This window comes from Scandinavium manionii, from assembly GCF_024764775.1.
GTDB classification, from domain to species: domain Bacteria; phylum Pseudomonadota; class Gammaproteobacteria; order Enterobacterales; family Enterobacteriaceae; genus Scandinavium; species Scandinavium manionii.
The window spans coordinates 453,699-476,982 of record NZ_JALIGC010000039.1 but is presented as its reverse complement, the minus strand read 5'-3'; the positions used below and the strand labels follow the sequence as shown (position 1 = coordinate 476,982).

Sequence of the window (23,284 nt, the reverse complement as noted above, 5' to 3'; positions counted from 1 at the left end):
CTTTTGCGCTGAAACCGTCAAACCGGTGGGGCTAGCTCAACCGCTATCTTCTGGCTGGTAAGCTGCTCGACAGAATCGCTTAACCCCTCGTCGCTGATAATAAGATCGAGTTCGGTTAAAGGCATTACGCGGAAATTTGCCATTTTGCCATATTTTGATGAGTCGCTTAATAAAATACATTTCTCGCTAACTCTTGCAACGGCCTGTTTTACAATGGCTTTATTTTCATTTGGCGTTGACAGCCCGCGTAGATTCCAGGACGAAGCAGAGATAAATGCCACATCAATGAACAAGTTTTCCAGCATCACGGCGGTCAGGTGCCCTACCGTGGATTGATTTTCCCGGCAGAGCCTTCCACCGGTATGAATCAATTCACCCTGACCTTGCTCAATCATCAGGTTGGCGATCGCAAAGTCATTCGTCACGATCAACAAATCCTTGTGGTTCACTAATTTTCTGGCCAGAGCCAGCGTTGTGGTTCCTGCATCAAGATAAACCGTACTGTTCCGTGGAATATGGTGCATCGCCGCTAAACTAATGGCTTCCTTTTCCTGAGGAAACATCAGGGTCTTATCCCGATGTGAGGGCTCATTCAGCAACCGCGTCCTTTGTGGCAACGCCACGCCACCAGAAACACTGGCTAAAGCATTGAGCTGCTCCAGTCGCTGAATATCCCGGCGGATCGTCATATGCGACACCCCCAGCGCGTTGACCAACTCCCCGACGCTGACGACCCCCTTATCCTTTATTATTCCGAGTATTTTTTCTTGTCTTTCCAGAGGCAGCATCTTTCTCTCCAGGCATGAACGTCAGGCTCATTTTTTAACATTTTATCACATGACCTTGCTCTGTCCAGCGCCTAAAATCGGCATTAAATGTGAAAATTAGGTAATTAATGTTGTTTATTGTGATTAAAGTCTCTTTTTTCATCCCTACGATCAAGGATATTAACATTTAACACCACAAAATACCGTAAATTAACATTCATCGCCCACACAGGGGATTGTTTATGAAAGCAGGCATCATTGCCGATGACTTTACTGGCGCAACAGATATCGCCAGTTTTCTGGCTAATCACGGAATTGAAACCCGCCTCTTCAGCGGTGTTCCCGATGAGGATGACACCAGTGAGGCAACGGCCCTGGTAATTAGCCTTAAATCACGTGCCGTCACGGCAACTGAGGCCATCAGTTTGTCGCTTGACGCTCTACAATGGCTACAGCGCCAGCAATGTGATCGCTTCTTCTTTAAATATTGTTCGACCTTCGACAGTACTGCGCAAGGCAATATCGGCCCCGTGACCGATGCCCTGATGGCAGCGTTGGATCTTCGCGTGACCGTGGTTTCACCGGCTCTGCCGGTAAACGGGCGCACAGTATATCAAGGTTATCTGTTCGTCGAAGACCGCCTGCTGCAAGACTCTGGAATGCGGAATCATCCGGTGAATCCGATGGAGGATAGCGATCTGCGCCGCCTGATGGAGCAGCAATCCGAGGGAAAATGCGCGCTTATTAACGCACAGTTCCTCGACGCCAATGCCGCGCAACTGACTCAACGCATTGAGGAACTCTCCGCCGCAGGCTATCAATATGTCGTCATTGATGCCCTCAACGACACACATCTTGAGCTCCAGGGGCGCGCCTTGCGCGATATGAAATTGGTGACAGGCGGGTCAGGACTGGCGGCAGGATTAGCCAAAGCCTGGGCACACGATGCCGTCCGGACAACTCCATTTACCGCAGTTCCCGATGCCAGCAATACGGTCATTCTTTCCGGCTCATGCTCCGTAAAAACGCAGGAACAGGTGGCGAATTACATAAAAATTGCCCCATCGATGGCTATTGATGTCGCGGGATTACTGGAGAATGAGTGGGATCTGGCCGATTACGTTTCGAAAATAATCGACTGGCTGCAAACGTTACCACAGGCAACCTGTGCCCCCTTAATTTATGCGACGACATCCGTAGCGGAGTTGAAAAACATCCAGGCACGATACGGTGCCGAAGCCAGCCGCTTACTGATTGAAAACCTTTTCGCTATGCTTGCCCGCCGCCTCGTAACTTCAGGTATTGAATACTTTATCGTAGCCGGAGGCGAAACGTCCGGTGCCGTGACTGAAGCACTCAGGATCCAGCGTTTTACTATTGGCAAGGCCGTTTCTCCTGGCGTGCCGTGGATAAAAGCAGATGACCGGCAACTGTATTTATTACTGAAGTCGGGAAATTTTGGCGATCTGGCGTTTTTTTCCCGCGCGCAGAAATCCGAGGTAACGCAATGACCGAATCTTTACTCCGTGAGCAGATGGTTGCCATCGCTCGATCTTTTTTCCAGCGAGGCTATGCCACCGGCTCAGCTGGAAATCTTTCGCTCCTGATGGACGACGGAACTATTCTCGCGACACCAACCGGCTCCTGTCTGGGCGAGCTCAGTCCTGAGACACTTTCACACGTGGACAGGGATGGCGTATTGCTCTCCGGCGATAAACCGTCCAAAGAGGTCAGTTTTCATCTGGCGCTCTACCGCAATAACCCGCAGTGCCGTGCGGTGGTGCATCTCCATTGCCATTACCTGACCGCGATTTCCTGCCTGCAGAGCATTGATCCGACCAATACGCTCCCGGCATGTACCCCCTACGTCGTGATGCGCGTTGGTGACGTACCACTAGTGCCCTATTTTCGCCCGGGAGACCCGGACATTGGACACTGGCTCGCTCAGCGTGCCACGAAATATAAAGCTTTTTTACTGGCGAATCATGGCCCGGTGGTGATGGGATCATCATTACGTGATGCCGCGGATAATCTGGAAGAGATGGAAGCATCGGCACGCTTATTTTTTACGCTGAAAAACGATGCCGTAAACTATCTGAATCATGAGCAAGTCAGCGTATTAAGAGGAATGTCATGATGGTAAAACTCGTCGCAAATTTATCCATGCTATTTACCGAAAGCCCCTTGCATGAACGCTTTGCACTGGCTGCAAAAGCGGGTTTTAAAGCAGTTGAAGTATGGTTTCCGTATGAATACCCGGTAGACGTCATTGCACACGAACTGAATACCCATGATCTCACGCTAATGGGGATAAATACGCCTGCAGGTGAAATTGCGCACGGAGAATGGGGACTGTCCGCCCTGCCGGGGCGGGAAGAAGAGGCGCGTAAAGCGATTGATTTGGCTCTGAGTTATGCCCGCTCTCTCAACTGCCCGGCCGTACATGTCATGGCGGGCGTCACCCACGGGCTGGATAAATCACAATGCGCTAATACGTTTATTGATAACGTCAGGTATGCAGCGAACCAAGCCAAAAAGTACGGGATAACCATCCTGCTTGAAGGTCTGGCACCGGCCACACGTCCTGGGTATTTGTTTTCCAGCCAATATCACGCGCTGGAATATATTCAAAAAGTGGGTAGGGATAACGTTCTTCTGCAATTTGACGTCTTCCACGCGCAACAGGTCGACGGAAATCTCACTCATTTAATCCACGAATTAAAAGAATATATTGGCCATGTGCAAATTGCCTCCGTACCCGAGCGCCATGAACCCATTGATGGTGAAGTGGATTACACATGGATTTTTTCGACGCTGGAAAAAATAAATTATACCGGCTATGTCGCGGCGGAATATAACCCGAGGGGTGAAACAGTAACCGGTCTTGAATGGGCGCGGCAGTGGCTGAATAAATAAAAATTAATTCCCTACATTATACCTCGATGAAGGAGTGAAACCTTCATCATTCTGGAGATAGAACTATGTCCAATCACTCAGCACTGAGTCTGGAGACACCTACTGGCTCATTAAACGAAGAACTCGTCTGGAAAAAAGTCGTCAGGCATACGCTTCCTCTATTAATGATCTGCTATATTCTCGCCTATCTTGACCGGGTGAATGTCAGCATAGCAAAGTTACAGATGTCGATCGACCTCTCCTTCTCAGACACCGTATACGGTATTGGCGCGGGGATTTTCTTTATCGGATTTTTCTTCTTTGAAATCCCAAGTAATATAATCCTCCACCGTTTTGGGGCCCGACGCCTTCTGGGCGGGCTGTTAATTTCATGGTCGCTAATCGCCCCCCTTACGGCATTCGTGACGACGCCATTCGAATTTTATACCGTTCGCTTTTTTTTAGGTGTGGCGGAATCAGGCTTTTATCCTGGCGTCATTTTATACCTGTCTTTTTGGTTTCCAAGCTATCGCCGAGGGAGGATGTTTGCCCTTTTTGCCACCGCAGTTCCATTGTCAGGTATTTTAGGTGCACCGTTATCCGGCTGGATCATGGGACATTTTCATGAATACGGCGGGCTGGCCGGTTGGAAATGGCTGTATATCATCGAAGGGATACCCTCGTTTCTTATCGGTATTCTTGTTATTTTCTTACTGACCGACAGAATATCACAGGCGAAATGGTTAAGCGCCGATGAAAAAGCACTGCTGGAAGAAAGAATTCACGCTGATGGCAGTCTTAAAAGCGATCACCATAGCGGTATGCTGGCTGTTATTTCCAACCCCAAAGTATGGCTCTTAACATTTATCTATTTTTGTTTGATCGCCGGATTTTATACCGTAAGTTTCTGGATGCCGACGCTTATTCATAATGCAGGTGAAGGCGACGTGCTTAAAGTGGGTTTATTGACGGCGATTCCATACGCTGCCGCAATTTTCACCATGATTTTCGTTTCAAGAAGTGCGGATAAACATCGGGAAAGGCGTTGGCACCTGGCTCTCATTGCGGTAATGAGTGGTGCAGGCATGATTATTGCTGCTTTATTCAGCCATGATTTAGTCATCGCCATGATCGGCCTGACGATCGGCGCAGCAGGCGGCTTAAGTACCCTGCCCCTGTTCTGGAGCCTGCCGACGGCATTTCTGGGCGGTGCGTCTGCGGCGGTAGGTATCGCCGTGATCAACTCCTTCGGAAACCTTGCCGGTTTTGTCGCCCCCTGGGTGATGGGGCTCCTGACCGATATGACACATTCAACACTTATCGGAACGCTAATGATTTCGGCAACCTTGTTTATTGGTGCCATCGCGATATTCCGTATACCTGCCCGTATGGTTAACCACTAATTACATTGAGAATGCATGCTATGAACAAAAAACTCACCCTTGTTGTCACCGGCGCCGCGGGTTTTCTGGGAAGTCAGTTGGTTAAAGCGCTTCTGCAACGCGAAACACTGGCCGATAATCACGGTATTCCGCGAGAAATTGGCAAGCTCATTGCCATTGACCGGGTTGCGCTGCAAGGAATAAAGGATAGCCGTCTTGACGTGGTGACCGGCGACATTAGCGACGGAGAATGGCTGAAGTCGATTCTGCCTGCGACAGTGGACAGCGTTTTCCATCTGGCCGCGATCGTTTCAAGCCAGGCCGAACAGGACTTCGATTTAGGGATGCACATTAACGTCGATGCCTTCCGCCAACTGCTTGAGTTGCTGCGTCATCGCGCAGACCCGGTCAAGCTGGTCACCACCAGTTCCGTAGCGGTGTTTGGTGGTTGTCTGCCTGCGAAGGTCACCGATCGGGAAGTCTGGATGCCGCAAAGTTCTTACGGTACGCAAAAGGCTATCTGCGATCTGCTCCTGGCTGACTATAGCCGCAGAGGCTGGGTAAATGGCAGGAGTCTGCGAATGCCGACTATCGTCGTACGCCCAGGTCGCCCCAATATGGCGGCATCAAGCTTCGCCAGCGGGATCATTCGCGAACCCATCCACGGTGAACCCGCAGTTTGCCCGGTATCGCGAGACACCCCCCTGTGGCTCCTCTCACCGCGAAAAGCGATTGAAGCATTAATCCACGGGCATGACATTGAGGACTCAGAGTTCACGCAAGGCCGGGTGATTAATCTGACAGGTTTATCGGTCACCGTGGGACAAATGGTGACCGCGTTAGCCCAGGTTGTCGGTTCCGGAGTCGAGGAAAAGATAGCGTTTGTCCCGGATGCGACGATTGAGCGAATCGTTAATTCTTGGCCTGGTGACTTCGATACGCGCTATGCAAATGAATTAGGGTTTACCGCCAATGACAGCTTTACCCAGATGATTGAGGAGTATCTGGCCGATTACGCGTCCTGACCTGCCCGATGGCTACTGATCCCAGCAATCTAAAATCCACGCAGATGCGTGGATTTTTTCATTTACGTGTATCAGACTAGCGATGACAACCGCCTCCGACCTCGCCTCGCATAAACCCCGGCGCTGTAATTAATGACAAAGCTGGCGATGGCGGCGCTGGCTGCAACAATAAAAATAATCTGCGTTTCTGCAACCTGGAGCAGAAGCGCCATCAGCGTAGGGGCAATGGCTGCCGCTGCCACCTGGGCAATACCGATAAGCGGGGTCAGTTTTCCATTGGGATCGTTCACGGTTATCGACGACATAAAATAGCTCAGCGCCAGCACCCAGCCAAAATTCATGACGAAAATAGCGGCAAACAGCATAGCGGGAGTGTCGACAAACTTCGCCAGCAGGACAATCGACAACAATACTGCCAGCAATCCGACAGCTATCGCCAGATTACGGTTGATGTTCGCGCCCAGCAGACTGGGGATCCCGGCCCCCGGTAGCCCGCCGAGAATACCCAGCCCAAAGGCCCAGCCGATATCCACCGGGCTGATACCACGGTCACGGCCTATCTGATCGATAAATCCCCAGACGGAATAGATAGCCAGCTGCAACAGCACCATGCCAAGCATCGATAACCGCCCCAGTATCACGCTTCCTTGCCCTGCGATAACCTGCGATTGCGTAACGATCTCCGGCGGCTGCGCCGGGTGGCGAGGAATGGTCGGCGCACCGAGCAACATCAGCATAAACCAGCCGCCGATAGAGGCAATCGCACCGCTGATCCCCACCCATACCGCGATTTGCGGTAATGCCGACGCAAAAAATGCAAAAATCGTGGTTTGCAGCAGCAGCGTCAAACCAAACGAGCGGTCCTGACCGGGTAAGCGTCCGAGGTCGCTTATTGCATGCGTACAGAGCAGGCCGGCACCGATGCCGACCATTACCCGGCAGACCATCAGTCCGATAAGATGTTCTGCACCAGCACACAGCAGGCTGAACAACAACGCACAGCCCGCGGCCGCAACATAAACGTTACGGCGGCTCAGATAACGTGCCGCCAGAGGACTGAGCAACGCCCCCAGCACCGACCCCGCCAGCTCGCCCGCCATAATGCCGCTCTGCTGACTGAGCGACAACGCGACGCGCTGTTCGAGTAAACCGATCAGTATTGGCTGAACGCCGATGCTGATGATGGAGGTGCTGGCAATAAAGATAAACAGGATACGCAGGTAACATGACGAATTGTCATTCATGGTAATGATTCCTGAATGCTTAAGGAGAGGCGCGCAGGTCTCCCCGCGCGCCTGTTGCTCAGTCGTTTTTCCCGGTACGGGCATCATGGGTGATGCGCCCCCCCATCATCGTCAGGGCCACCTCCGTTTTGCCAATCTGGTATTTGTCCTGCTCAAACAGATCATGTTCCATGATGATAATGTCCGCTTTTTTGCCGACGCTTATCGATCCAATCTCCTTTTCAAGACCGAGTTGATATGCGCCATTAATGGTATACGCAGCGAGCAACTGAGGAATACTCAGCTTTTCGTTAATATCGGGCATCACGGGCGCATCCGCTTCGCCAGCCAACTGGCGGGTATGACCGGATTCGATATGTTCCACCGGACGGTGCTGGCAACGGCACTGACAAGCCAGCCCGTCCATGCCGATGGAGACTGTGACCCCCTGCTCGATGAAGGTGCGGAATTTATACATCGAGCTCCAGCGCGGATAGCCATAGGACTTCTGAATCGCCTGGGTATACGCATCCACAACCCCCCATTGCAGTTGAGTATTCGCCATCACGCCAATGCGGCGAAAACGCGGAATATCATCCGGATGAGTCAAAAAGGCATGAGTGATAACGTGGCGACGGTCGCGTGGTGGGTTGTCCTGAGCGGTGCGTTCGAACACATCCAGCGCCAGCCGCACTGCGGCATCCCCGACAGCATGGACCATCACGTCGATCCCGTTGGCATCCGCCTTGCGCACATGCCCCTCGAAAACCTCTGCGGGCATTACCGTTGAGCCGCAACTGTGCGGCTTATCGCAATAGGGCTCCAGCAGGTAAGCGGTATGGTTATTCTCGGTACCGTCCAGCATCAGCTTAAGGGCCTGGGCCTTCACTAACGGGGAATGATAGCGTTCACGGAACGCCAGCAAGGTACTCACCGGGTCGCTGTCAGTCCCCATATCGATATAGCTGCCGACTACGCGCAGTTTCAGGCGGTCTTCACGTTCCAGCTGCTGCATGGTTTGATACAGTAATGACTGGTCGCCGCTGGGATCGAGGAATCCGGCATCGAATACCGTGGTGATCCCCGCTGCCACCAGTTTTTCCTGCCACAGGGGAATCGACCGCAGATACAGCGCCATCCCAACCGGGAAATAACCGGCCTCGCTGAGCCGCTGCATCAGCAACGAATAGGCCGCGCCATCGACGATAAGCCCCGTCGGTTCTCCGGTGTGCGGGTCTTTTTCAAACCAGCTGGCCCCTTCTTCCACCGGCGGTGTATCGCGGTCGATACCGGCCAGTGCCAGCGCTTTTGAGTTCACCCACATGGAGTGATAATCGGTTGCCAGCAGGCATACCGGCTTATCCGCACAAATCGCATCAAGCGTCTCCTTACGTAACAGTTCCGGCGGAATGGTGGCCTGTACCCACCCCATGCCGGTAATCGCTTTCTCTTCAGGATGCTCATCAACATAGCGTTTCAGCATCGATAATACCTGCTGCGGATCTTCATGATTAACGAAGGCCTGGAAAGCAAACGCGGTGGTGGAAAAATGCCAGTGCGATTCGACAAACCCCGGTAACACCAGTTTTCCTTCGGCATCAATCATCCGCGTATTGTGGTTGGCCCAGACGCGCACGTCTTTGTCGTTACCGACATACAGGATCCGGTCATCGCGGATAGCCACCGCGCTGGCCCAGGGCAGGTGCGGATCGACGGTGTAAATACGGCCATGATGGATAATCGTGTCGGCATAGCTAGATTCTGTAGTCATTGTCGAGCTCATCGGTAAGTTGTAGGGCGTTCCTTCACGGAGTATCGGAACACGTTGTTGTGTTTTTGTTAAAAACTTTAGTGGGTAAAGAAATTTACTTGTTAAAAGAAATTAAGTAAATAAAATTGCTTTAGTCAATAAAATTTTTATACGATGCAAGTCAGGCCATGCTGAACGCCAGGGCGTCAACTAACGGAGGTGGTGTGTGAGTGGATTACGGGAACAACAGAAAGCGTTACGGCGTCGGACCATTAGCCAGTCGGCGCTCACGCTGTTTGCCCATCAGGGGTTTCAGGCCACGACGATGGAGCAAATCGCCCGTACTGCGGCGGTCTCAGTACCCACGGTATTCGCCTATTTCGGCAGTAAGCAGGAGATACTGTTAGAAAAATTGCATGCCGCAGACCGGCGCGCGATTGCCGAAGCCCGCGAACGTATCGCGCAGTATGCTAACCCGCTTGATGCCATCTGTGATTTTCAGCGACGGCTGACTGAATATGCCTTTGAGGTGATGCCGCCTGCGTTGTGGCGTGAAATATTACCGCCCCTGCTGCCGCTGCTCGGCCCGGATCAAAGCGCTCTGCCGGAAGCCTATAAACGGGTGAACGACGCGCTGGTTCAGGAGCTGACCTTACTGTTGGGCGATCTTTGTTCGGCCGGGCTGCTGCGTGCCACTCTCGACATCGAATACGCCGCGTTTATGCTCAACGACTACGGCCACCTGCAGTTATTGCGCCTGTGTACCCAGTCGGAGCCGGACAAACAAACGTTCTGGGCCGATACCCGTCGTTCAACGGCGTTTATGCTGAGCGGAATGCAATAGCAGGATTGGATTAGCGGCAGGGCCGCAATGCCCTGCCGTGTTAACGTAATATCTGCCGATATCAGGCCCCTGCAATCTGTTGATTGACCTCATAACGCAAGGTTTGCAGGAACTGCGCATTACGCGGATAACGTGCAAACGTAATCTGCATTCCCGCGAGTCGAGTAATAAGCTGCTCCACATGTTCGCGACGGGTCAGTGACTCCAGCAGTTGCAAGGCGCGGAGATCCTGAAATGCTTCGCGCAACACCATCAGGCGCAACGATTCTACTGGCTGAAAATCTTTCCCAGGATACACCACGAACAGGTCACCCGAAGGAAATGCCCCTCGCCCATCGGTCACCGCATACGGATTCAGTTTCTCCAGCGAATGCCCACTGTTATAGAAATTAAATCCCCAGTGCAGAAAGCCGGTGATGCGGTAAAGATAGAGTTGAACACCGAGGATCCGATTACGGTATGAAGGTTGTGCAAAAAAGCGGTTAGCAACATCCCGTTTCTGTACGCAACAATAATAAGTCCATAATCCTGGCACCTGATGAGAGAGGAATGGCTCAATACAATCGCTGGCGGTGACCGGATTCTCCACCAGCCCCTGTTGATAAAATGCGTAATCAGATAAGGCATCCAGAACCGGAAAATCACCAATCAATGGCCGAATCAGATCGCTGGCACGCTGATAAGCCTCGATATCCGTTATTTTGGGTTCATCAGACACATGGAACCATGCATGCTTTCCCAGCCCCTTTGCACGCAGCCAGTCGCAGAGCGCGGGTAAAAAAGCGTGCAAAAAATCACGATATTCCGGGCCATGCGCATCGGTTTGCCAGCCAAAAGCCTGCACACTCTGCCCACCTTTATACACCATGATTTTCGGTGCATGATGCGCGCCCCATTGAGTAAACAGGTGAGAAATCTCAAACGTCGTGATCCCCTCCTGCTGGCACAGCGCCACCCACTGTTGCAGGGCAGAAAAATCAAATTGATACTGCCCCGTCTCCGTTTGCGTGACGCCAACCAGCTGCACCGTGGTGCGCTCACCGCCAATGGCGGTATCAAGTGGAGGGGTGAAGACAGGCGTCAGCATCATGTTCACGCCGTTGTTCACTGCGCAACGTACATAATGTCGTACTGCCAGCCACCAGCTCTCGCTGAAGACTTCAATGTTATAAACATCGGCCAGACAATCGGTATGCAGCCATTCTGTGTGCAGCAAGGTTTGCGGCGGTAAGCTCTTCGCCACGACCTCCATCTCAAGCGTCACGCTCCCCAATATTTCCCCGCTGACAATATCCGATAACTGTAAGCACACTGAACTTTTGCCCGCAGGCAGACTTTCGTTTTGCGGATTCACCGTCAACCATAAACTGCCCGAATACCCTCCGTTCACGAAAAAGGTTTTATCCGGCAGCGGTAGCAAAGGGTCGGGAAAAAGACCTGGTGATGTTGTCAGATAATCGTCGTCGGTAGCGCGGTAACAGGGAAAAAGGCTGGGAACATGCTGCACCTGACGCACAGAAATAAAAGAGGAAAGCTCACCCGTTAATTCATAGCGTAATTGCCTGCGCGGTTCATCATCATTCTGCTGCAAAAAATATCGACACTGAAAAGACAGGCTTTCATTCTTCAATAATGAAAGTCTGGTAATTTCGTGCCCTTCGTTTAATTCACGCTGATGGAATATTTTTTCCAGACTATGTGTAAAGATTAAGGACAGGTGCATGATGGAATACCTGTATGAGGGGCAAATAAAATGAAAATCCATCCTGCCAGTTCTTCTTTAAATAAACAACCCTGTAAACTCCGGTTCCCGAAAGTGGCGACGCATGGCAAATAAGAATGATTCCTGATAGCGTCCAGTCGACACAATTCAGCAGGATGAGTGGTAATCAGGTGATCTTTTTTTGTTTATTTACATCACAAAAATGAAAGATTTATCCGGCTGCACAACAACAGCATTTATGTTCCCCATATTAGTGCAAAGCCTTTCGTGTGTTAACCCATCCTCTCTGGAGTTGATCGTCCGCATCGTCTGGCAGCAACACCACTAAATGTTATAAAAAGGTAACAAAAAAGACCTCTAATCTTTCACTTTAATCCTTTCGATTTTAACAACATCGAAAGGCAAACGCACTATTTTAGAGCATTTGCGGCTGATTGACACACTGAATATTAGGGGATAGAACGTTCAAACGTTACGTAAATGTTGAATTTCGAACGCTCAAGGGGATGTCAATGCCACGCACAAAATGCACCACCTCTTTCTTTGCTCAGGCGTCATTTCGCCGCCATATCATAGCCTCAGCAATCGTATTACCGGCTCTGTTTTCACTCTCTGCACATGCCGCAGACCCGGTGACATTACGTTACGCCGTCTGGGATAAAAACCAATTGGCAGCAGAACAGGAAATTGCCAAAAACTTCGAAAAAGAAAATCCTGATATTAAGATTGATATTGAGCTGACACCATCGGCACAATATTTTGTCAAATTAGATGCAGCATCGGCTGGCGGTGTTTCTCCGGATATATTTTGGATCAACATGCCGTACTTTATTCAGTACGCTAAAAACGGTCTGCTGGCGCCATTAAACGATGACATCAGCAAAAGCAAGCTTGACCTGAATAATATCGTCGCCAGTTCTGTAAAAGCCTATCAATATAATGGACAGCAACTGGCCATTCCCCGTGACGTTGACTCTATCGCCGTCTGGTATAATAAAAAATTGTTTGATGAAGCCAAAGTCAGCTACCCAACCAGCGACTGGACCTGGGATCAGCTGAAAGAAAAAGCCAGCCAACTGAAAGCCGGATTGAAAAGTGATGCCTTCCCGCTGGTGATGGACCTGAGCAATGACGGACAGGACAGCTACCTTAATCTGCTTTATCAGAAAGGGAACAATGTTGTGCCTGTCGATGGCAAACCGACGGATATTGCCAACGACAAATCCATTTGGGTCTATCAGCAACTTCAGGAAATGATGAAATCCGGCCAGTTGCCGACCGCACAGCAAATGAGCGAAGTCAAAACCGAGAACATTTTCCAGTCCAACCGCGCCGCCATGGCGTACGCCGGTTCGTGGCTGGCGGCACCTTTTGCTGCCAATGACCTTATCAACGCTCACATCGGCGTGGTACTGATGCCGAAAATCGATCGCCAGTCTGGCGTGGCTCACAGTATTGGTTTTGCCATGTCGGCCAAAAGCACGCACAAAGCGGAAGCCTGGCGCTATATCCAGTTTATGAGCTCGCAGTCATCGCAGGAGATCCTCGCCAGAGCGGTGATCCCGGCAAATAAGACGGCGGCGAAAGCTTGGGCTGCCAACATCAAAAATGTCGATGTGAGTCCCTATGTTGAGACGCTTGAGTTTACTAAAGCCTATCCAACCGCAGGCACCAATACCCCGAAATGGCAAAACATGTGGATAGCCAGTCTGAAGCGAATCTTTATGGGGGCCGATGCCAAAAAGGAAATGGATAAGTCGGTGAAAAAAATCTCACGTGTGATGGAAAATTAATCGCTTTCGCTCAGGCCTGCCCGGCAGGCTCTGAGCGAATTATTTCCTTATGCAGAGGACTTCCGTTATGTCGCTTGCAGATTCTGTTCCCGTTACGGTAAAGCATAAAAGCCATACCGACGAGGTAAACCTGCCAACGAAAACCCGAACCCGTCCGGCCCTCACCCGCCTTGAGCGCGCCGAACGGTTCTGGGGATGGATTATGGTGCTGCCTTTGCTGGCAGGGCTGGCGGTGTTTTATTTCATCCCTTTCGTGCAAAATATTTTTTACAGCTTTACCGATCTTGACCAGTTCATGAACTGGAGCACCTTCGACATCAATAATTATCTCGACCTGTTCAGTGATGATGATTTTTACGCAGCGGTCTTCAATACGCTGTTTTATGTCGTTGTGTGCGTCCCTGTCAGCCTGGCCCTCTCTCTGCTGCTGGCCATTGGCTTGAATCAAAACATTCGTGGTAAAGCCCTGTTTCGTACTCTGCTGTTTTTGCCCGCGGTGACGATGCCTGCAGCGGTCGCAATGGTCTGGCAATGGTTGTTCAACAAAGATTTCGGCCTTATCAATTACTTGCTGCATTTCTTTGGTGTTTCGGCGGTGGGCTGGCTCTCCGATCCGGATATTGTCCGCATCAGTGTTTCCATCATCATTATCTGGTCTTCACTGGCGTTGAAAATCATTATTTTGCTGGCCGGATTACAAAGTATTCCCCGCTCTCTCTATGAAGCCGCAGACATTGACGGTATCAGCACCTTACGCCGCTTTTTCTGCCTGACGCTGCCGATGATGGTGCCGACGCTGTTCTTTGTTTCGGTGATGAGCTTTATCGAAGTGCTGCAAATTTTCGATGTGGTGTTCCTGATGTTTGACCGTTCGATGGTAGAAAGCGACACCATGACCGTCACTTATCTGTTCTATAAAAATGCGTTTTATCTGCAACAGAAAGGCTATGCCTCCGCCATCACCGTGGTGCTATTTATTGTCACCATGCTGATAACTCTCGTGCAAATGGCCATCGGCAAACGCCTGAAAGTGGCGTAAGGAACTCCTGATGACAATTGACTCCGCAACAACAGACCTCCGCGCGCCCTCTCAGGTGAGGCCGCGCAAGAAAATCGATAGCCAAAAAGCACTGGTGTATCTGTTTATGCTGCTGGCAGGCGTTGCCTCAGTGACCCCCTTTGTCTGGATGCTGATAACCTCGCTAAAAACCCAGGCTGAAAGTATTCAGATCCCATTGCAGTTATTGCCCGCCCATCCTGGTTTTGCCGCTTACGGGCGTATTCTGCATGAGATCCCTTTCACCACTTTTTATCTGAATTCAATCTTCGCCACTTTCTTTACCGTCACGTTACAAATGGTTATCGCCACCATGGCGGCATATAGCTTCGCCCGACTGCATTTTCGTGGCCGCAATATCGTGTTCATGCTCTGCATCTCCATCCTGATGGTGCCCGGTCAGGCATTCTTGATCCCGCAATTTTTAGCGGTACAAAGACTTGGCCTGCTCAACACTTTGTCCGGGTTAATTTTGCCAGGCATCTTCAGCATTTATGCCACCTTCCTACTGCGGCAGTTCTTTATGGCCGTTCCCCGCGAAATGGAAGAAGCCGCGCTGATGGATGGGTACAACCACTTCACCATTTTCTGGCGGATCATGCTGCCCCTGATCCGCCCCGGCATTATCGCCTGCATCATTATCAACGGCTTATGGAGCTGGAATAACCTGATGTGGCCGCTGATCGTCAACACCAGCAGCAGCAAACTGACGCTGCCTGTTGGGCTGGCTTCGCTCTCCAGTCGTGCTGGCGAGGAGTATCCGATGCTCATGGCCGGTGCGCTGATGGCCATTATTCCGATGCTAATGCTGTTTATCGTTTTCCAGCGCTACTTCATTCAAGGCATCGCCGGTGTCGGTGTGAAGAGTTAATCCTGTGAGCTTAAACATTGAGGAAAAAGTGATGACCGGAATACAACTGCACAGCGTGGAAAAAGTGTATCCCAATGGATTCAAAGCCTTGCACGGTATCGATCTTGAAATCCATGAAGGTGAATTTATGGTCTTCGTCGGGCCTTCTGGCTGTGCCAAATCCACCCTGCTGCGAATGATCGCCGGGCTGGAAAGTGTCAGCGAAGGCCAGATTATGATCCATAACCAGTGCGTGAATGACACCATGCCAAAAGATCGCGGTATCGCGATGGTGTTTCAAAACTACGCGCTGTATCCGCACATGACCGTCTACAAAAACATGGCCTTTAGCCTGATGGGCAAAGCCAGTAAGCAAGAGATCGACCGTCGGGTGCGTGAAGCCGCTGAAAAACTTGAGATAACCAACCTGCTGCAACGTAAACCCGGGCAACTGTCCGGCGGACAGTGTCAGCGCGTGGCGGTGGGCCGGGCGATTGTGCGTAAACCCAAAGTCTTTCTATTCGATGAACCGCTCTCCAACCTCGACGCCAAACTGCGCGTGACCATGCGTGTCCAGTTGATTGATTTGCATAACCAGCTCAAGCGCGAAGGCGTTGGCGCCACCATGATTTATGTCACCCACGATCAGGTTGAAGCCATGACCATGGGCGACCGCATCTGTGTGCTCAACCGGGGTGAAATTATGCAGGTTGATAAGCCGGTTAACCTTTACCACCAGCCCGCCAATAAATTTGTCGCCGAGTTTATTGGCAGCCCATCGATGAACCTTCACGATCTGCCCGTTATGCATAACCACAACGTGGTCAGCCTGCGTCTGAGTGAGGATGCCACCCTGAATCTGAGCGCGGAACTCAGTCAACAGATGCTCAGCTACCGCCATGACGTTGTCTGCCTCGGCATCCGTCCAGAGTATCTGCGCATTGTTGCCGGTCCTGAAGAGAATGCCGCCCAGGCGACCATCAAAACCGTGGAACGCATGGGTAACGAAGATCTGCTGCACTGCGATATCGGTGGTTCCCGCTTCATCACCCGGGTTGCCACCTGTCACGACTGGGAACCACTGCCCGGCGAGAAGATCTGGCTCAGTTTCGATCTGCATCACTCGCACCTGTTCGATAAAGAGACAGGGCTGAACTTAAAACAACGCCATTAAGGCCGTATACCTGCTTTGCGCAATGTGGAGAATCACAATGTCATTCGAGTCTGTAAACAAGAGTGGTCGTCATCAACCCGTCACAGTGCTGGTCGTCGGCGCAGGTGCGCGCGGTGAAATTTATTCGCGCTACGCCCTCGCCCACCCTGAACTGATGCGCGTTGTCGCGGTGGCAGAACCCCGCGAAGCCTACCGCCAGCAATTTGTCGCCCAGCATAATATTACCGCTGCCAATGTCTTTCATGACTGGCGTGAAGCTGCCGCCACAGAAAAACTGGCCGATGCAGTGCTTATCTGCACCCAGGACAATCTCCACCTGGAACCGGCACTGGCGTTTGCCGAACAGGGTTACCACATGCTGCTGGAGAAACCCCTTTCGCCTGACAGCCGGGAATGCGAAGCCATCGTTGCTGCGGTAGAGCGTGCTGGCGTCATTTTTTCCGTCGGCCATGTTTTGCGTTATACCCGCTACACCCAAAAACTCAAGCAACTGCTTCGCGACAACGTGATTGGCGACGTCATCAGCATGCAGCACCTCGAACCGGTCGGTTACTGGCATCAAGCCCACTCTTTTGTGCGAGGTAACTGGCGAAACGACAACCTTTCCGCCTCAATGCTGTTGCAAAAGTCCTGTCATGATATCGACTGGATCCGCTACATCATGGACACCTCTTGCGAACAGGTCAGTTCATTCGGCGGGCTACGCCATTTCCGTGCTGAAAATCAGCCGTCGGGTGCGGCTGAGCGCTGCCTCGACTGCGCGGTGGAAGCCACCTGCCCGTATTCTGCGAAAAAAATCTATCTGGGTGAGCAGCATAAATCGACACCCGGTTTCCTGCGCGTGCTGACCCCGGAGGTCAACCAACAAACGCTGACGGCAGCCTTGCGTGACGGGCCTTATGGCCGCTGTGTTTATCGTTGTGACAACAACGTTGTCGATCATCAGGTGGTCAATATTCAGTTTGCCGGCGGCAAAACCGCCTCCTTTACGATGACCGCCTTTACCCGCCACGAAGATCGTAAAACGCAACTGTTTGGCAGCCATGGTCAGCTCGAAGGCGACGGGCGGTATATCCGCATTACTTCGTTTGTTGATGACAGCGAAACGGTTTATGACGTCGAGGATGTGGACGATACCGACCCGGCGCTGAACAGCGCGATGGGGGGACACGGTGGTGGTGACTATTACCTGATGGCGCACTTTATTGATGCCGTTCGCAGCAACGATGCCAGCCAAATCCTCTCCGGCCCGAAAGAAACGCTCGAAAGCCATTTGATGGTTTTTGCCGCCGAACGCGCCCGCCGTGAAGGCGTGGTCGTCAGCGTCCACGACTAACCAGTTTAACGTCGACAACGGGGAAAAGAGTGATGCGATATGGCTTTGATATTGGCGGCACCAAAATTGAAATGGCCGCCTACGATGAGCGGCTAAATCAGGTGTTCTGCCAGCGCGTCAGCACGCCGACGATGGACTACAGCCAGTTTTTAGGTTGTGTGAAAACACTGGTCGCCCAGGCGGATCTGACGCTGCAAACACGCGGCACGATCGGTATTGGCTTACCGGGGATCACCGACCCGAAAAGCCGTAAACAGCTTTCGGTCAACGTGCCCTGTATTACCGGTCACTGCCTGGCCGACGATCTCGCTTGTACGCTCGACCGGCCGGTCGCCATCGAAAATGATTGCCGCTGTTTTGCACTGTCAGAAGCCTGCACCGAGCAAACACAGCGCCACGATATCGTTTTTGGCGCCATTCTTGGCACTGGCGCGGGCGGCGGTCTGGTGCTGAACAAACACCTGCATAAAGGCAAAAATGGCCTGGCCGGAGAATGGGGACATATCCCGATTTCTGCCCAGTTGGTTCAGCGTTACAACCTGCCCTTGTTTACCTGTAGCTGCGGGCTAACGGGTTGCTTTGAGCGTTACGTTTCCGGCAGCGGGTTGATGGCGCTCAGTCGACATTTCCGCCATCAGGCTGCCAGTGTGCCCGAGCTGATCGGGTTTTATCGTCAGGGAGAGCCGCTGGCCCGGCGGCTGATAGCTATCTATGTCGACATCCTCTCCTGTGCGCTCGCCAGCCTGCAACTGATGCTTGATGTGGATGCGTTTGTACTTGGCGGTGGTGTTTCCAACACGCCTGAACTTTACCTCTTGCTGCCACAGGCAATGCGCAGCTGGCTGTTCCCGGGCAGTGAGCCTGCCGCCATTTTATCGCCGGTATTTGGCGACAGCAGTGGCGTTCGCGGCGCCGCCTTGCTGGAACAGCACACGTACAGAATGCAATAACAGCATAAATATCAAAATAAATGCGGCGTAATAAACGAAGGATAAAAGTCATTGCCTGGCACGACAGCTTTCACTTTAAACAACAAATAAGTGAAAGGAACACTGAAACATAACGATTTTGATACGGAAACGCGTGTCTATTGTCTTTCGATTCCGTTAAAACCGAAAGCAACACTCACACATAACACTATGATATATAATAATTTATTTGTAATTTAGCGTTGCATTTCGGTTTTCCGTTTGTTGTAATTCAGTTCGCAACACCGAAAGCAGCCCGCTAAGCGACCATGACATGTTCAATGCTGTTTAGGGGAATAAGCGCCAATGATAAATACGCTAAAACGCCGGGAATTGATCATCGACCAGTTATGTCGTGAGGGTTCCGTGCGGGTCGAAGAACTCAGCGGACAATACGACGTATCGAGTGTGACCATCCGTAATGACCTGCGGTATCTGGAAAAAAGCGGTTGCGCTATCCGGGGCTACGGCGGAGCAAAGCTGAACAAGCAATTCGTGTTTGACAGGCCATTGCAGGACAAAGGACGGATCAACCGCGATGTGAAATACACCATCGCGTGTGCCGCCGCAGCGCTGGTGAACGATGGCGATTCATTGATTCTTGATTCAGGTTCGACCATCAGTCAGATGGTGCCGCAATTACAGGGCAAGCAGGAACTGGTGGTGATGACTAACGCCCTCAATATCGCCTTCGATTTGGCCAGTAATGAACAGGTGGATTTGATGGTGATTGGCGGCAACGTACGGCGTAAATCCTGGTCGCTGTACGGCCCGAGCGCCGAACAGCACATTCGCCAGTACCGTTTCGACAAACTGTTTCTCGGCGTTGACGGGTTCGACCTCGTCAGCGGCATTACCACCCCTAACCCTGGTGAAGCCCAGCTTAACCGGGCGATGTGCGAAGTGGCGCGCGAAGTGATTGCCGTCGCTGATGCCAGCAAGTTCGGCCGCACCAGTTTTTGCATGATTTGCGAAATCAGCAAAATTAACAAACTGGTCACTGACAGTCGCATCCCCGACGAATATCGCCGGGCGCTGCATGACGCCGGGGTTGACGTGATTATCGCCGACCGCCTTCCAGCCTCATTCTGATAGGAGTTTTGGTTTATGCAACAACTACTGGAACTGATACAGCGTCACAAAGCCGGTGAACCGGTAGGTGTGTTCTCTGTCTGCTCCGCCCATCCGTGGGTTATCGAAGCGGCGCTGCGTCAGGCTTTAGCGCGCGGCACCGCGGTACTGATTGAGGCAACGTCAAATCAGGTGAATCAGTTCGGCGGGTATACCGGTATGCAGCCGCATCAATTCCGCGATGCGGTGTGGCAGCAGGCGGACGCGATCGGTGTACCTCGTGAACGCGTATGGCTGGGCGGTGACCATCTCGGTCCCAATGCGTGGCAAAGTCAGCCAGCCGAAGAGGCCATGCAATTAGCCGAAACTCTGATAGCGGATTATGTCGCTGCAGGTTTTCGCAAAATTCATCTCGACTGCTCGATGTCCTGTGCGGGTGACCCCTCGCCATTAGGCGATGATGAAGTCGCCCGCCGTGCGGCACGACTGTGTGCCGTGGCGGAAAACAGCTGGCAGCAACACGGTGGCGAAGCGCCGGTTTATGTCATTGGCACCGAAGTTCCGGTGCCCGGTGGGGCCCAGGAAGCGCTGGAAGAAGGGATGCATGTCACCACACCTGACGCCGTCGAAACGACATTGGGCGTCCATCGCAGTGCCTGGATGGCTCACGGTCTGGCTGCCGTCTGGCCACGGGTTATCGCCGTTGTCGTGCAGCCCGGTGTCGAATTCGATAATCACAGCGTTGAACGCTATCAGCCTGAACGCGCCCGCCAGCTGAGCCGTTTTATTGAAAACTGGCCAACGCTGGTTTATGAAGCACACTCCACGGATTATCAGGCACCGCTGGCCTATCGTCAGCTGGTTCGCGGTCACTTTGCGATCCTTAAGGTTGGCCCGGCCCTGACTTTTGCCTTACGTGAAGCGTTATTCGCACTCGACCATATTGAGCGCGAATGGCTGGGTGAACATCAGGCTTCTCATCTGTGTTCGACCCTTGAACAGGTGATGTGTGAACGTCCTGAACAATGGCGTCGTTACTATCCTGGCAAACCCCATCAGCAACATCTTCATCGCCAGTACAGCCTGAGCGATCGGGTTCGCTATTACTGGCCACTCCCGGAAGTGTGCGCTGCCGTCGACAGCATGCTCGACAATTTACGCCGTCATCCGGTACCGCAGGCGTTACTCAGCCAGTATCTGCCCGAACAGGCACGTGCCATCAACGCCGGCCAGCTTTCATCCGATCCGCAGGATTGGGTGTTACATAAAATTAGCGAAGTGCTGGCCGATTACGCCAATGCCTGTCAGCCAGACTCCAGGGAGCTCGTATCATGAATCACTATTTTTCTTACAGCAGTGACTGGCTGGAACAGCACAATGCTCTGCATACCGCACGTGAGATCTGGCAACAGCCCGATTTGTGGTCTGCGCTGCATCTGCAATTACAGCGTTCTCAGGCTCAGTGGCAGCCCTTCCTGCAACCTCTTCTCGACAACCAACGTCTGCAAATTGTGCTGTGCGGCGCCGGAAGCTCTGCGTTTGCCGGGCGTGCGCTGGCACCATGGCTGCGTCAACAAACGGGACGGGATGTGGTGGCTTATGGCACGACGGATATTGTGGCTAACCCGCATCAGTATCTTGACCGGACACGTCCGACGCTGATGGTCTCGTTTGCCCGTTCAGGTAACAGCCCGGAAAGCATCGCCAGCGTGGAACTAGCCGATCAATTGCTACCCGATTGCTATCACCTGATGCTGGTGTGTAATCCTGACAGCCAGCTGGCGAATTATGCCGAAGGCCGCGATAACGTGCTGGCGGTAATGATGCCAGAAGGCTCTAACGACCAGAGCTTCGCCATGACCTCCAGTTTTAGCTGCATGCTACTGAGCGCCGCCTTGCTGCTTGGCCCGCAACCCCTAAATGAGACACGGGAGCCGCTGATGCGTATGGTTGCACGCTGCCGTGAACTGCGCGAAACCCTGCAATCTCAGGTTAAAGCCCTGGCTAACAGCGGTTTTCGCCGCTACATCACCCTCGGCGGCAGTTGCTTTACCGGCCTCGCCGAAGAAGCCTCACTGAAAATGCTGGAACTGACCGCCGGGCGTATCGTCACGCGTTATGACTCATCGCTGGGCCTGCGCCATGGTCCGAAATTTATGGTCGATAACAAAACCCTGGTGGTGCTGATGTTCTCCAGTGACAGCTATGCCCGTCAGTACGATGTGGATTTATGGCATGAGCTTAAACGCGACGGTCTGGCACAACAGATGGTCGGGCTGAGCGGCGAACCTTATGACGCTACGGGAGTGCAAACCATGCACGACGACCCGAACGATTTGTGGCTGATGTTCCCGTACCTGCTGTTTGTACAGATGCTGGCGATGGAAACCTCGCTGGCGCAGGGACTGACACCGGATAACCCCTGCCCGACAGGTGAAGTTAACCGGGTCGTAAAAGGCGTCACTATTTATCGTTATTCCAGAACGAGCGTAGCTGCAAGCGCGGCGGCCCTCCAGCCGTAACCGATAACCCAGAGGTCTTTATGTACTTAGTCTCGAACCGTGAAATGCTAAAAAAAGCCCAGCGCGAAGGTTACGCCGTCCCGGCATTTAATGTGCACAATCTCGAAACCGTCCAGGTCGTGGCTGAAACCGCAGCGGAAATGGGGTCACCGGTGATCATGGCCGGTACGCCCGGCACCTTCTCCTATGCCGGTACTGACTACCTGGTGGAAATTTGCCAGGCGGCCGCCCGTCGCTATAACCTGCCGCTGGCGCTGCATCTGGATCACCATGAAGAGATGGACGATATCGCCGATAAAGTGCGTCAGGGGATCCGCTCAGTGATGATCGACGGCTCTCACCTGCCGTTTCGTCAGAACATAGATATCGTGGTTCAGGCGGTTAAACTCTGTCACCGTTACGGCGCCAGCGTGGAAGCCGAACTGGGGCGACTCGGTGGTCAAGAAGACGATCTGGTGGTCGATTCTGCCGACAGCTTTTTTACCGACCCGCTGGCGGCAAAAGAATTTGCTGAACTTACCGGCATTGATTCACTGGCCGTCGCGATTGGGTCGGCGCACGGGCTATATCAGGGTGAACCGAAGCTGGATTTCGAACGCTTAGAGAAGATCCGTGACTGTGTGGATATTCCACTGGTTCTGCATGGCGCATCAGGCATTCCGGAAGCGATGGTGGCGCGGGCAATCTCGCTGGGCGTCTGTAAAGTCAATGTGGCAACAGAGCTAAAAATTGCGTTTGCCGATGCGGTGAAAAGCTACTTTAGCCAGAACCCTGATGCCAACGACCCACGAAAATACATTGTGCCAGGCAAGCTGGCGATGAAAAAGGTGGTCGCCGAAAAAATACGCATCTGCGGCAGCGCCGGACGGCTTTAGTCTGCTGACCTCCCTATCTCTATCGCAAC

Annotated in this window: 20 protein-coding genes; 16 read left to right on the top strand and 4 right to left on the bottom strand. The window is 52.4% G+C overall.

Annotated features, from left to right (window positions below):
• Positions 1-17: 17 nt before the first annotated feature.
• A complete protein-coding gene (locus MUU51_RS16640; RefSeq protein ID WP_159770729.1) occupies positions 18-788 on the bottom strand; it encodes a DeoR/GlpR family DNA-binding transcription regulator in 771 nt (256 codons plus the stop codon).
• A 221-nt stretch (positions 789-1,009) separates the two neighbouring features.
• Here MUU51_RS16640 and otnK point away from each other — a divergent pair, with 221 nt between their 5' ends.
• From otnK to denD, 5 genes are all read left to right on the top strand, one after another.
• Positions 1,010-2,278, top strand: a complete 1,269-nt coding sequence (gene otnK / locus MUU51_RS16635) for a 3-oxo-tetronate kinase (protein WP_159770726.1) — start codon at positions 1,010-1,012, stop codon at positions 2,276-2,278.
• Complete coding sequence (gene otnC, locus MUU51_RS16630; RefSeq protein WP_159770723.1) at positions 2,275-2,904, top strand: 3-oxo-tetronate 4-phosphate decarboxylase; 630 nt, start codon at positions 2,275-2,277, stop codon at positions 2,902-2,904. The genes otnK and otnC overlap by 4 nt, the downstream gene beginning before the upstream one ends.
• The gene (gene otnI / locus MUU51_RS16625; RefSeq protein WP_159770822.1) at positions 2,904-3,683 is read left to right on the top strand and encodes a 2-oxo-tetronate isomerase; all 780 of its coding nucleotides are present in this window, start codon (positions 2,904-2,906) and stop codon (positions 3,681-3,683) included. The genes otnC and otnI overlap by 1 nt, the downstream gene beginning before the upstream one ends.
• A 65-nt stretch (positions 3,684-3,748) precedes the next feature.
• A complete protein-coding gene (locus MUU51_RS16620; protein ID WP_258968154.1) occupies positions 3,749-5,065 on the top strand; it encodes an MFS transporter in 1,317 nt (438 codons plus the stop codon).
• A 20-nt stretch (positions 5,066-5,085) separates the two neighbouring features.
• A complete protein-coding gene (gene denD, locus MUU51_RS16615) occupies positions 5,086-6,069 on the top strand; it encodes a D-erythronate dehydrogenase (protein ID WP_159770717.1) in 984 nt (327 codons plus the stop codon).
• A gap of 71 nt (positions 6,070-6,140) precedes the next feature.
• Here denD and MUU51_RS16610 read toward each other — a convergent pair whose 3' ends face one another.
• Together MUU51_RS16610 and MUU51_RS16605 are read right to left on the bottom strand one after the other, a co-directional pair.
• Positions 6,141-7,313 carry an MFS transporter gene (locus tag MUU51_RS16610; protein ID WP_159770714.1) on the bottom strand — a complete coding sequence of 391 codons (1,173 nt, stop codon included), beginning with the start codon at positions 7,311-7,313 and terminating at the stop codon, positions 6,141-6,143.
• Between the two features lie 58 nt (positions 7,314-7,371).
• A complete protein-coding gene (locus MUU51_RS16605) occupies positions 7,372-9,063 on the bottom strand; it encodes an amidohydrolase (protein ID WP_258968153.1) in 1,692 nt (563 codons plus the stop codon).
• Between the two features lie 205 nt (positions 9,064-9,268).
• Here MUU51_RS16605 and MUU51_RS16600 point away from each other — a divergent pair, with 205 nt between their 5' ends.
• Complete coding sequence (locus MUU51_RS16600; RefSeq protein WP_159770709.1) at positions 9,269-9,886, top strand: TetR/AcrR family transcriptional regulator; 618 nt, start codon at positions 9,269-9,271, stop codon at positions 9,884-9,886.
• A gap of 61 nt (positions 9,887-9,947) precedes the next feature.
• Here MUU51_RS16600 and MUU51_RS16595 read toward each other — a convergent pair whose 3' ends face one another.
• Positions 9,948-11,651 carry a DUF4091 domain-containing protein gene (locus tag MUU51_RS16595; protein WP_235033634.1) on the bottom strand — a complete coding sequence of 568 codons (1,704 nt, stop codon included), beginning with the start codon at positions 11,649-11,651 and terminating at the stop codon, positions 9,948-9,950.
• A 470-nt stretch (positions 11,652-12,121) separates the two neighbouring features.
• On the opposite strand from MUU51_RS16595, the gene MUU51_RS16590 reads away from it, so the two are divergent.
• The 10 genes from MUU51_RS16590 to MUU51_RS16545 all read left to right on the top strand — a co-directional run bounded on the left by MUU51_RS16590 (position 12,122) and on the right by MUU51_RS16545 (position 23,255).
• Positions 12,122-13,402: an ABC transporter substrate-binding protein gene (locus MUU51_RS16590; RefSeq protein ID WP_258968152.1), complete on the top strand. Its 1,281-nt coding sequence runs from the start codon at positions 12,122-12,124 to the stop codon at positions 13,400-13,402.
• 67 nt (positions 13,403-13,469) lie between these two features.
• The gene (locus MUU51_RS16585; RefSeq protein ID WP_159770703.1) at positions 13,470-14,441 is read left to right on the top strand and encodes a carbohydrate ABC transporter permease; all 972 of its coding nucleotides are present in this window, start codon (positions 13,470-13,472) and stop codon (positions 14,439-14,441) included.
• A 106-nt stretch (positions 14,442-14,547) separates the two neighbouring features.
• Complete coding sequence (locus MUU51_RS16580; RefSeq protein ID WP_258968252.1) at positions 14,548-15,330, top strand: carbohydrate ABC transporter permease; 783 nt, start codon at positions 14,548-14,550, stop codon at positions 15,328-15,330.
• A gap of 31 nt (positions 15,331-15,361) precedes the next feature.
• Positions 15,362-16,483 carry an ABC transporter ATP-binding protein gene (locus tag MUU51_RS16575; protein WP_159770697.1) on the top strand — a complete coding sequence of 374 codons (1,122 nt, stop codon included), beginning with the start codon at positions 15,362-15,364 and terminating at the stop codon, positions 16,481-16,483.
• 37 nt (positions 16,484-16,520) lie between these two features.
• Complete coding sequence (locus MUU51_RS16570) at positions 16,521-17,819, top strand: Gfo/Idh/MocA family protein (RefSeq protein WP_159770694.1); 1,299 nt, start codon at positions 16,521-16,523, stop codon at positions 17,817-17,819.
• Positions 17,820-17,851: 32 nt separating this feature from the next.
• Positions 17,852-18,769, top strand: coding sequence for an ROK family protein (locus tag MUU51_RS16565; protein WP_258968151.1), 918 nt, complete (start codon positions 17,852-17,854; stop codon positions 18,767-18,769).
• A gap of 324 nt (positions 18,770-19,093) precedes the next feature.
• Positions 19,094-19,879, top strand: a complete 786-nt coding sequence (gene agaR, locus MUU51_RS16560; protein ID WP_159770688.1) for a transcriptional repressor AgaR — start codon at positions 19,094-19,096, stop codon at positions 19,877-19,879.
• 15 nt (positions 19,880-19,894) lie between these two features.
• Entirely contained in the window at positions 19,895-21,193 is a 1,299-nt protein-coding gene (locus MUU51_RS16555) for a D-tagatose-bisphosphate aldolase, class II, non-catalytic subunit (protein WP_159770685.1), read from the top strand.
• Positions 21,190-22,380, top strand: coding sequence for an SIS domain-containing protein (locus MUU51_RS16550; RefSeq protein ID WP_159770682.1), 1,191 nt, complete (start codon positions 21,190-21,192; stop codon positions 22,378-22,380). Before MUU51_RS16555 ends, MUU51_RS16550 begins: the two co-directional genes overlap by 4 nt.
• A gap of 20 nt (positions 22,381-22,400) precedes the next feature.
• Entirely contained in the window at positions 22,401-23,255 is an 855-nt protein-coding gene (locus MUU51_RS16545) for a tagatose bisphosphate family class II aldolase (RefSeq protein ID WP_159770679.1), read from the top strand.
• Positions 23,256-23,284: the final 29 nt, after the last annotated feature.

Coding starts and splice junctions, on each gene's coding strand:
- agaR (WP_159770688.1), top strand. CDS start 19,094: ATGATAAATACGCTAAAACGCCGGGAATTGATCATCGACCAGTTATGT.
- MUU51_RS16580 (WP_258968252.1), top strand. CDS start 14,548: ATGCTGCTGGCAGGCGTTGCCTCAGTGACCCCCTTTGTCTGGATGCTG.
- MUU51_RS16565 (WP_258968151.1), top strand. CDS start 17,852: ATGCGATATGGCTTTGATATTGGCGGCACCAAAATTGAAATGGCCGCC.
- MUU51_RS16610 (WP_159770714.1), bottom strand. CDS start 7,313: ATGAATGACAATTCGTCATGTTACCTGCGTATCCTGTTTATCTTTATT.
- MUU51_RS16570 (WP_159770694.1), top strand. CDS start 16,521: ATGTCATTCGAGTCTGTAAACAAGAGTGGTCGTCATCAACCCGTCACA.
- MUU51_RS16550 (WP_159770682.1), top strand. CDS start 21,190: ATGAATCACTATTTTTCTTACAGCAGTGACTGGCTGGAACAGCACAAT.
- MUU51_RS16555 (WP_159770685.1), top strand. CDS start 19,895: ATGCAACAACTACTGGAACTGATACAGCGTCACAAAGCCGGTGAACCG.
- MUU51_RS16590 (WP_258968152.1), top strand. CDS start 12,122: ATGCCACGCACAAAATGCACCACCTCTTTCTTTGCTCAGGCGTCATTT.
- MUU51_RS16620 (WP_258968154.1), top strand. CDS start 3,749: ATGTCCAATCACTCAGCACTGAGTCTGGAGACACCTACTGGCTCATTA.
- otnK (WP_159770726.1), top strand. CDS start 1,010: ATGAAAGCAGGCATCATTGCCGATGACTTTACTGGCGCAACAGATATC.
- MUU51_RS16575 (WP_159770697.1), top strand. CDS start 15,362: ATGACCGGAATACAACTGCACAGCGTGGAAAAAGTGTATCCCAATGGA.
- MUU51_RS16595 (WP_235033634.1), bottom strand. CDS start 11,651: ATGGATTTTCATTTTATTTGCCCCTCATACAGGTATTCCATCATGCAC.
- otnC (WP_159770723.1), top strand. CDS start 2,275: ATGACCGAATCTTTACTCCGTGAGCAGATGGTTGCCATCGCTCGATCT.
- MUU51_RS16585 (WP_159770703.1), top strand. CDS start 13,470: ATGTCGCTTGCAGATTCTGTTCCCGTTACGGTAAAGCATAAAAGCCAT.
- denD (WP_159770717.1), top strand. CDS start 5,086: ATGAACAAAAAACTCACCCTTGTTGTCACCGGCGCCGCGGGTTTTCTG.
- MUU51_RS16605 (WP_258968153.1), bottom strand. CDS start 9,063: ATGACTACAGAATCTAGCTATGCCGACACGATTATCCATCATGGCCGT.
- MUU51_RS16640 (WP_159770729.1), bottom strand. CDS start 788: ATGCTGCCTCTGGAAAGACAAGAAAAAATACTCGGAATAATAAAGGAT.
- MUU51_RS16545 (WP_159770679.1), top strand. CDS start 22,401: ATGTACTTAGTCTCGAACCGTGAAATGCTAAAAAAAGCCCAGCGCGAA.
- otnI (WP_159770822.1), top strand. CDS start 2,904: ATGGTAAAACTCGTCGCAAATTTATCCATGCTATTTACCGAAAGCCCC.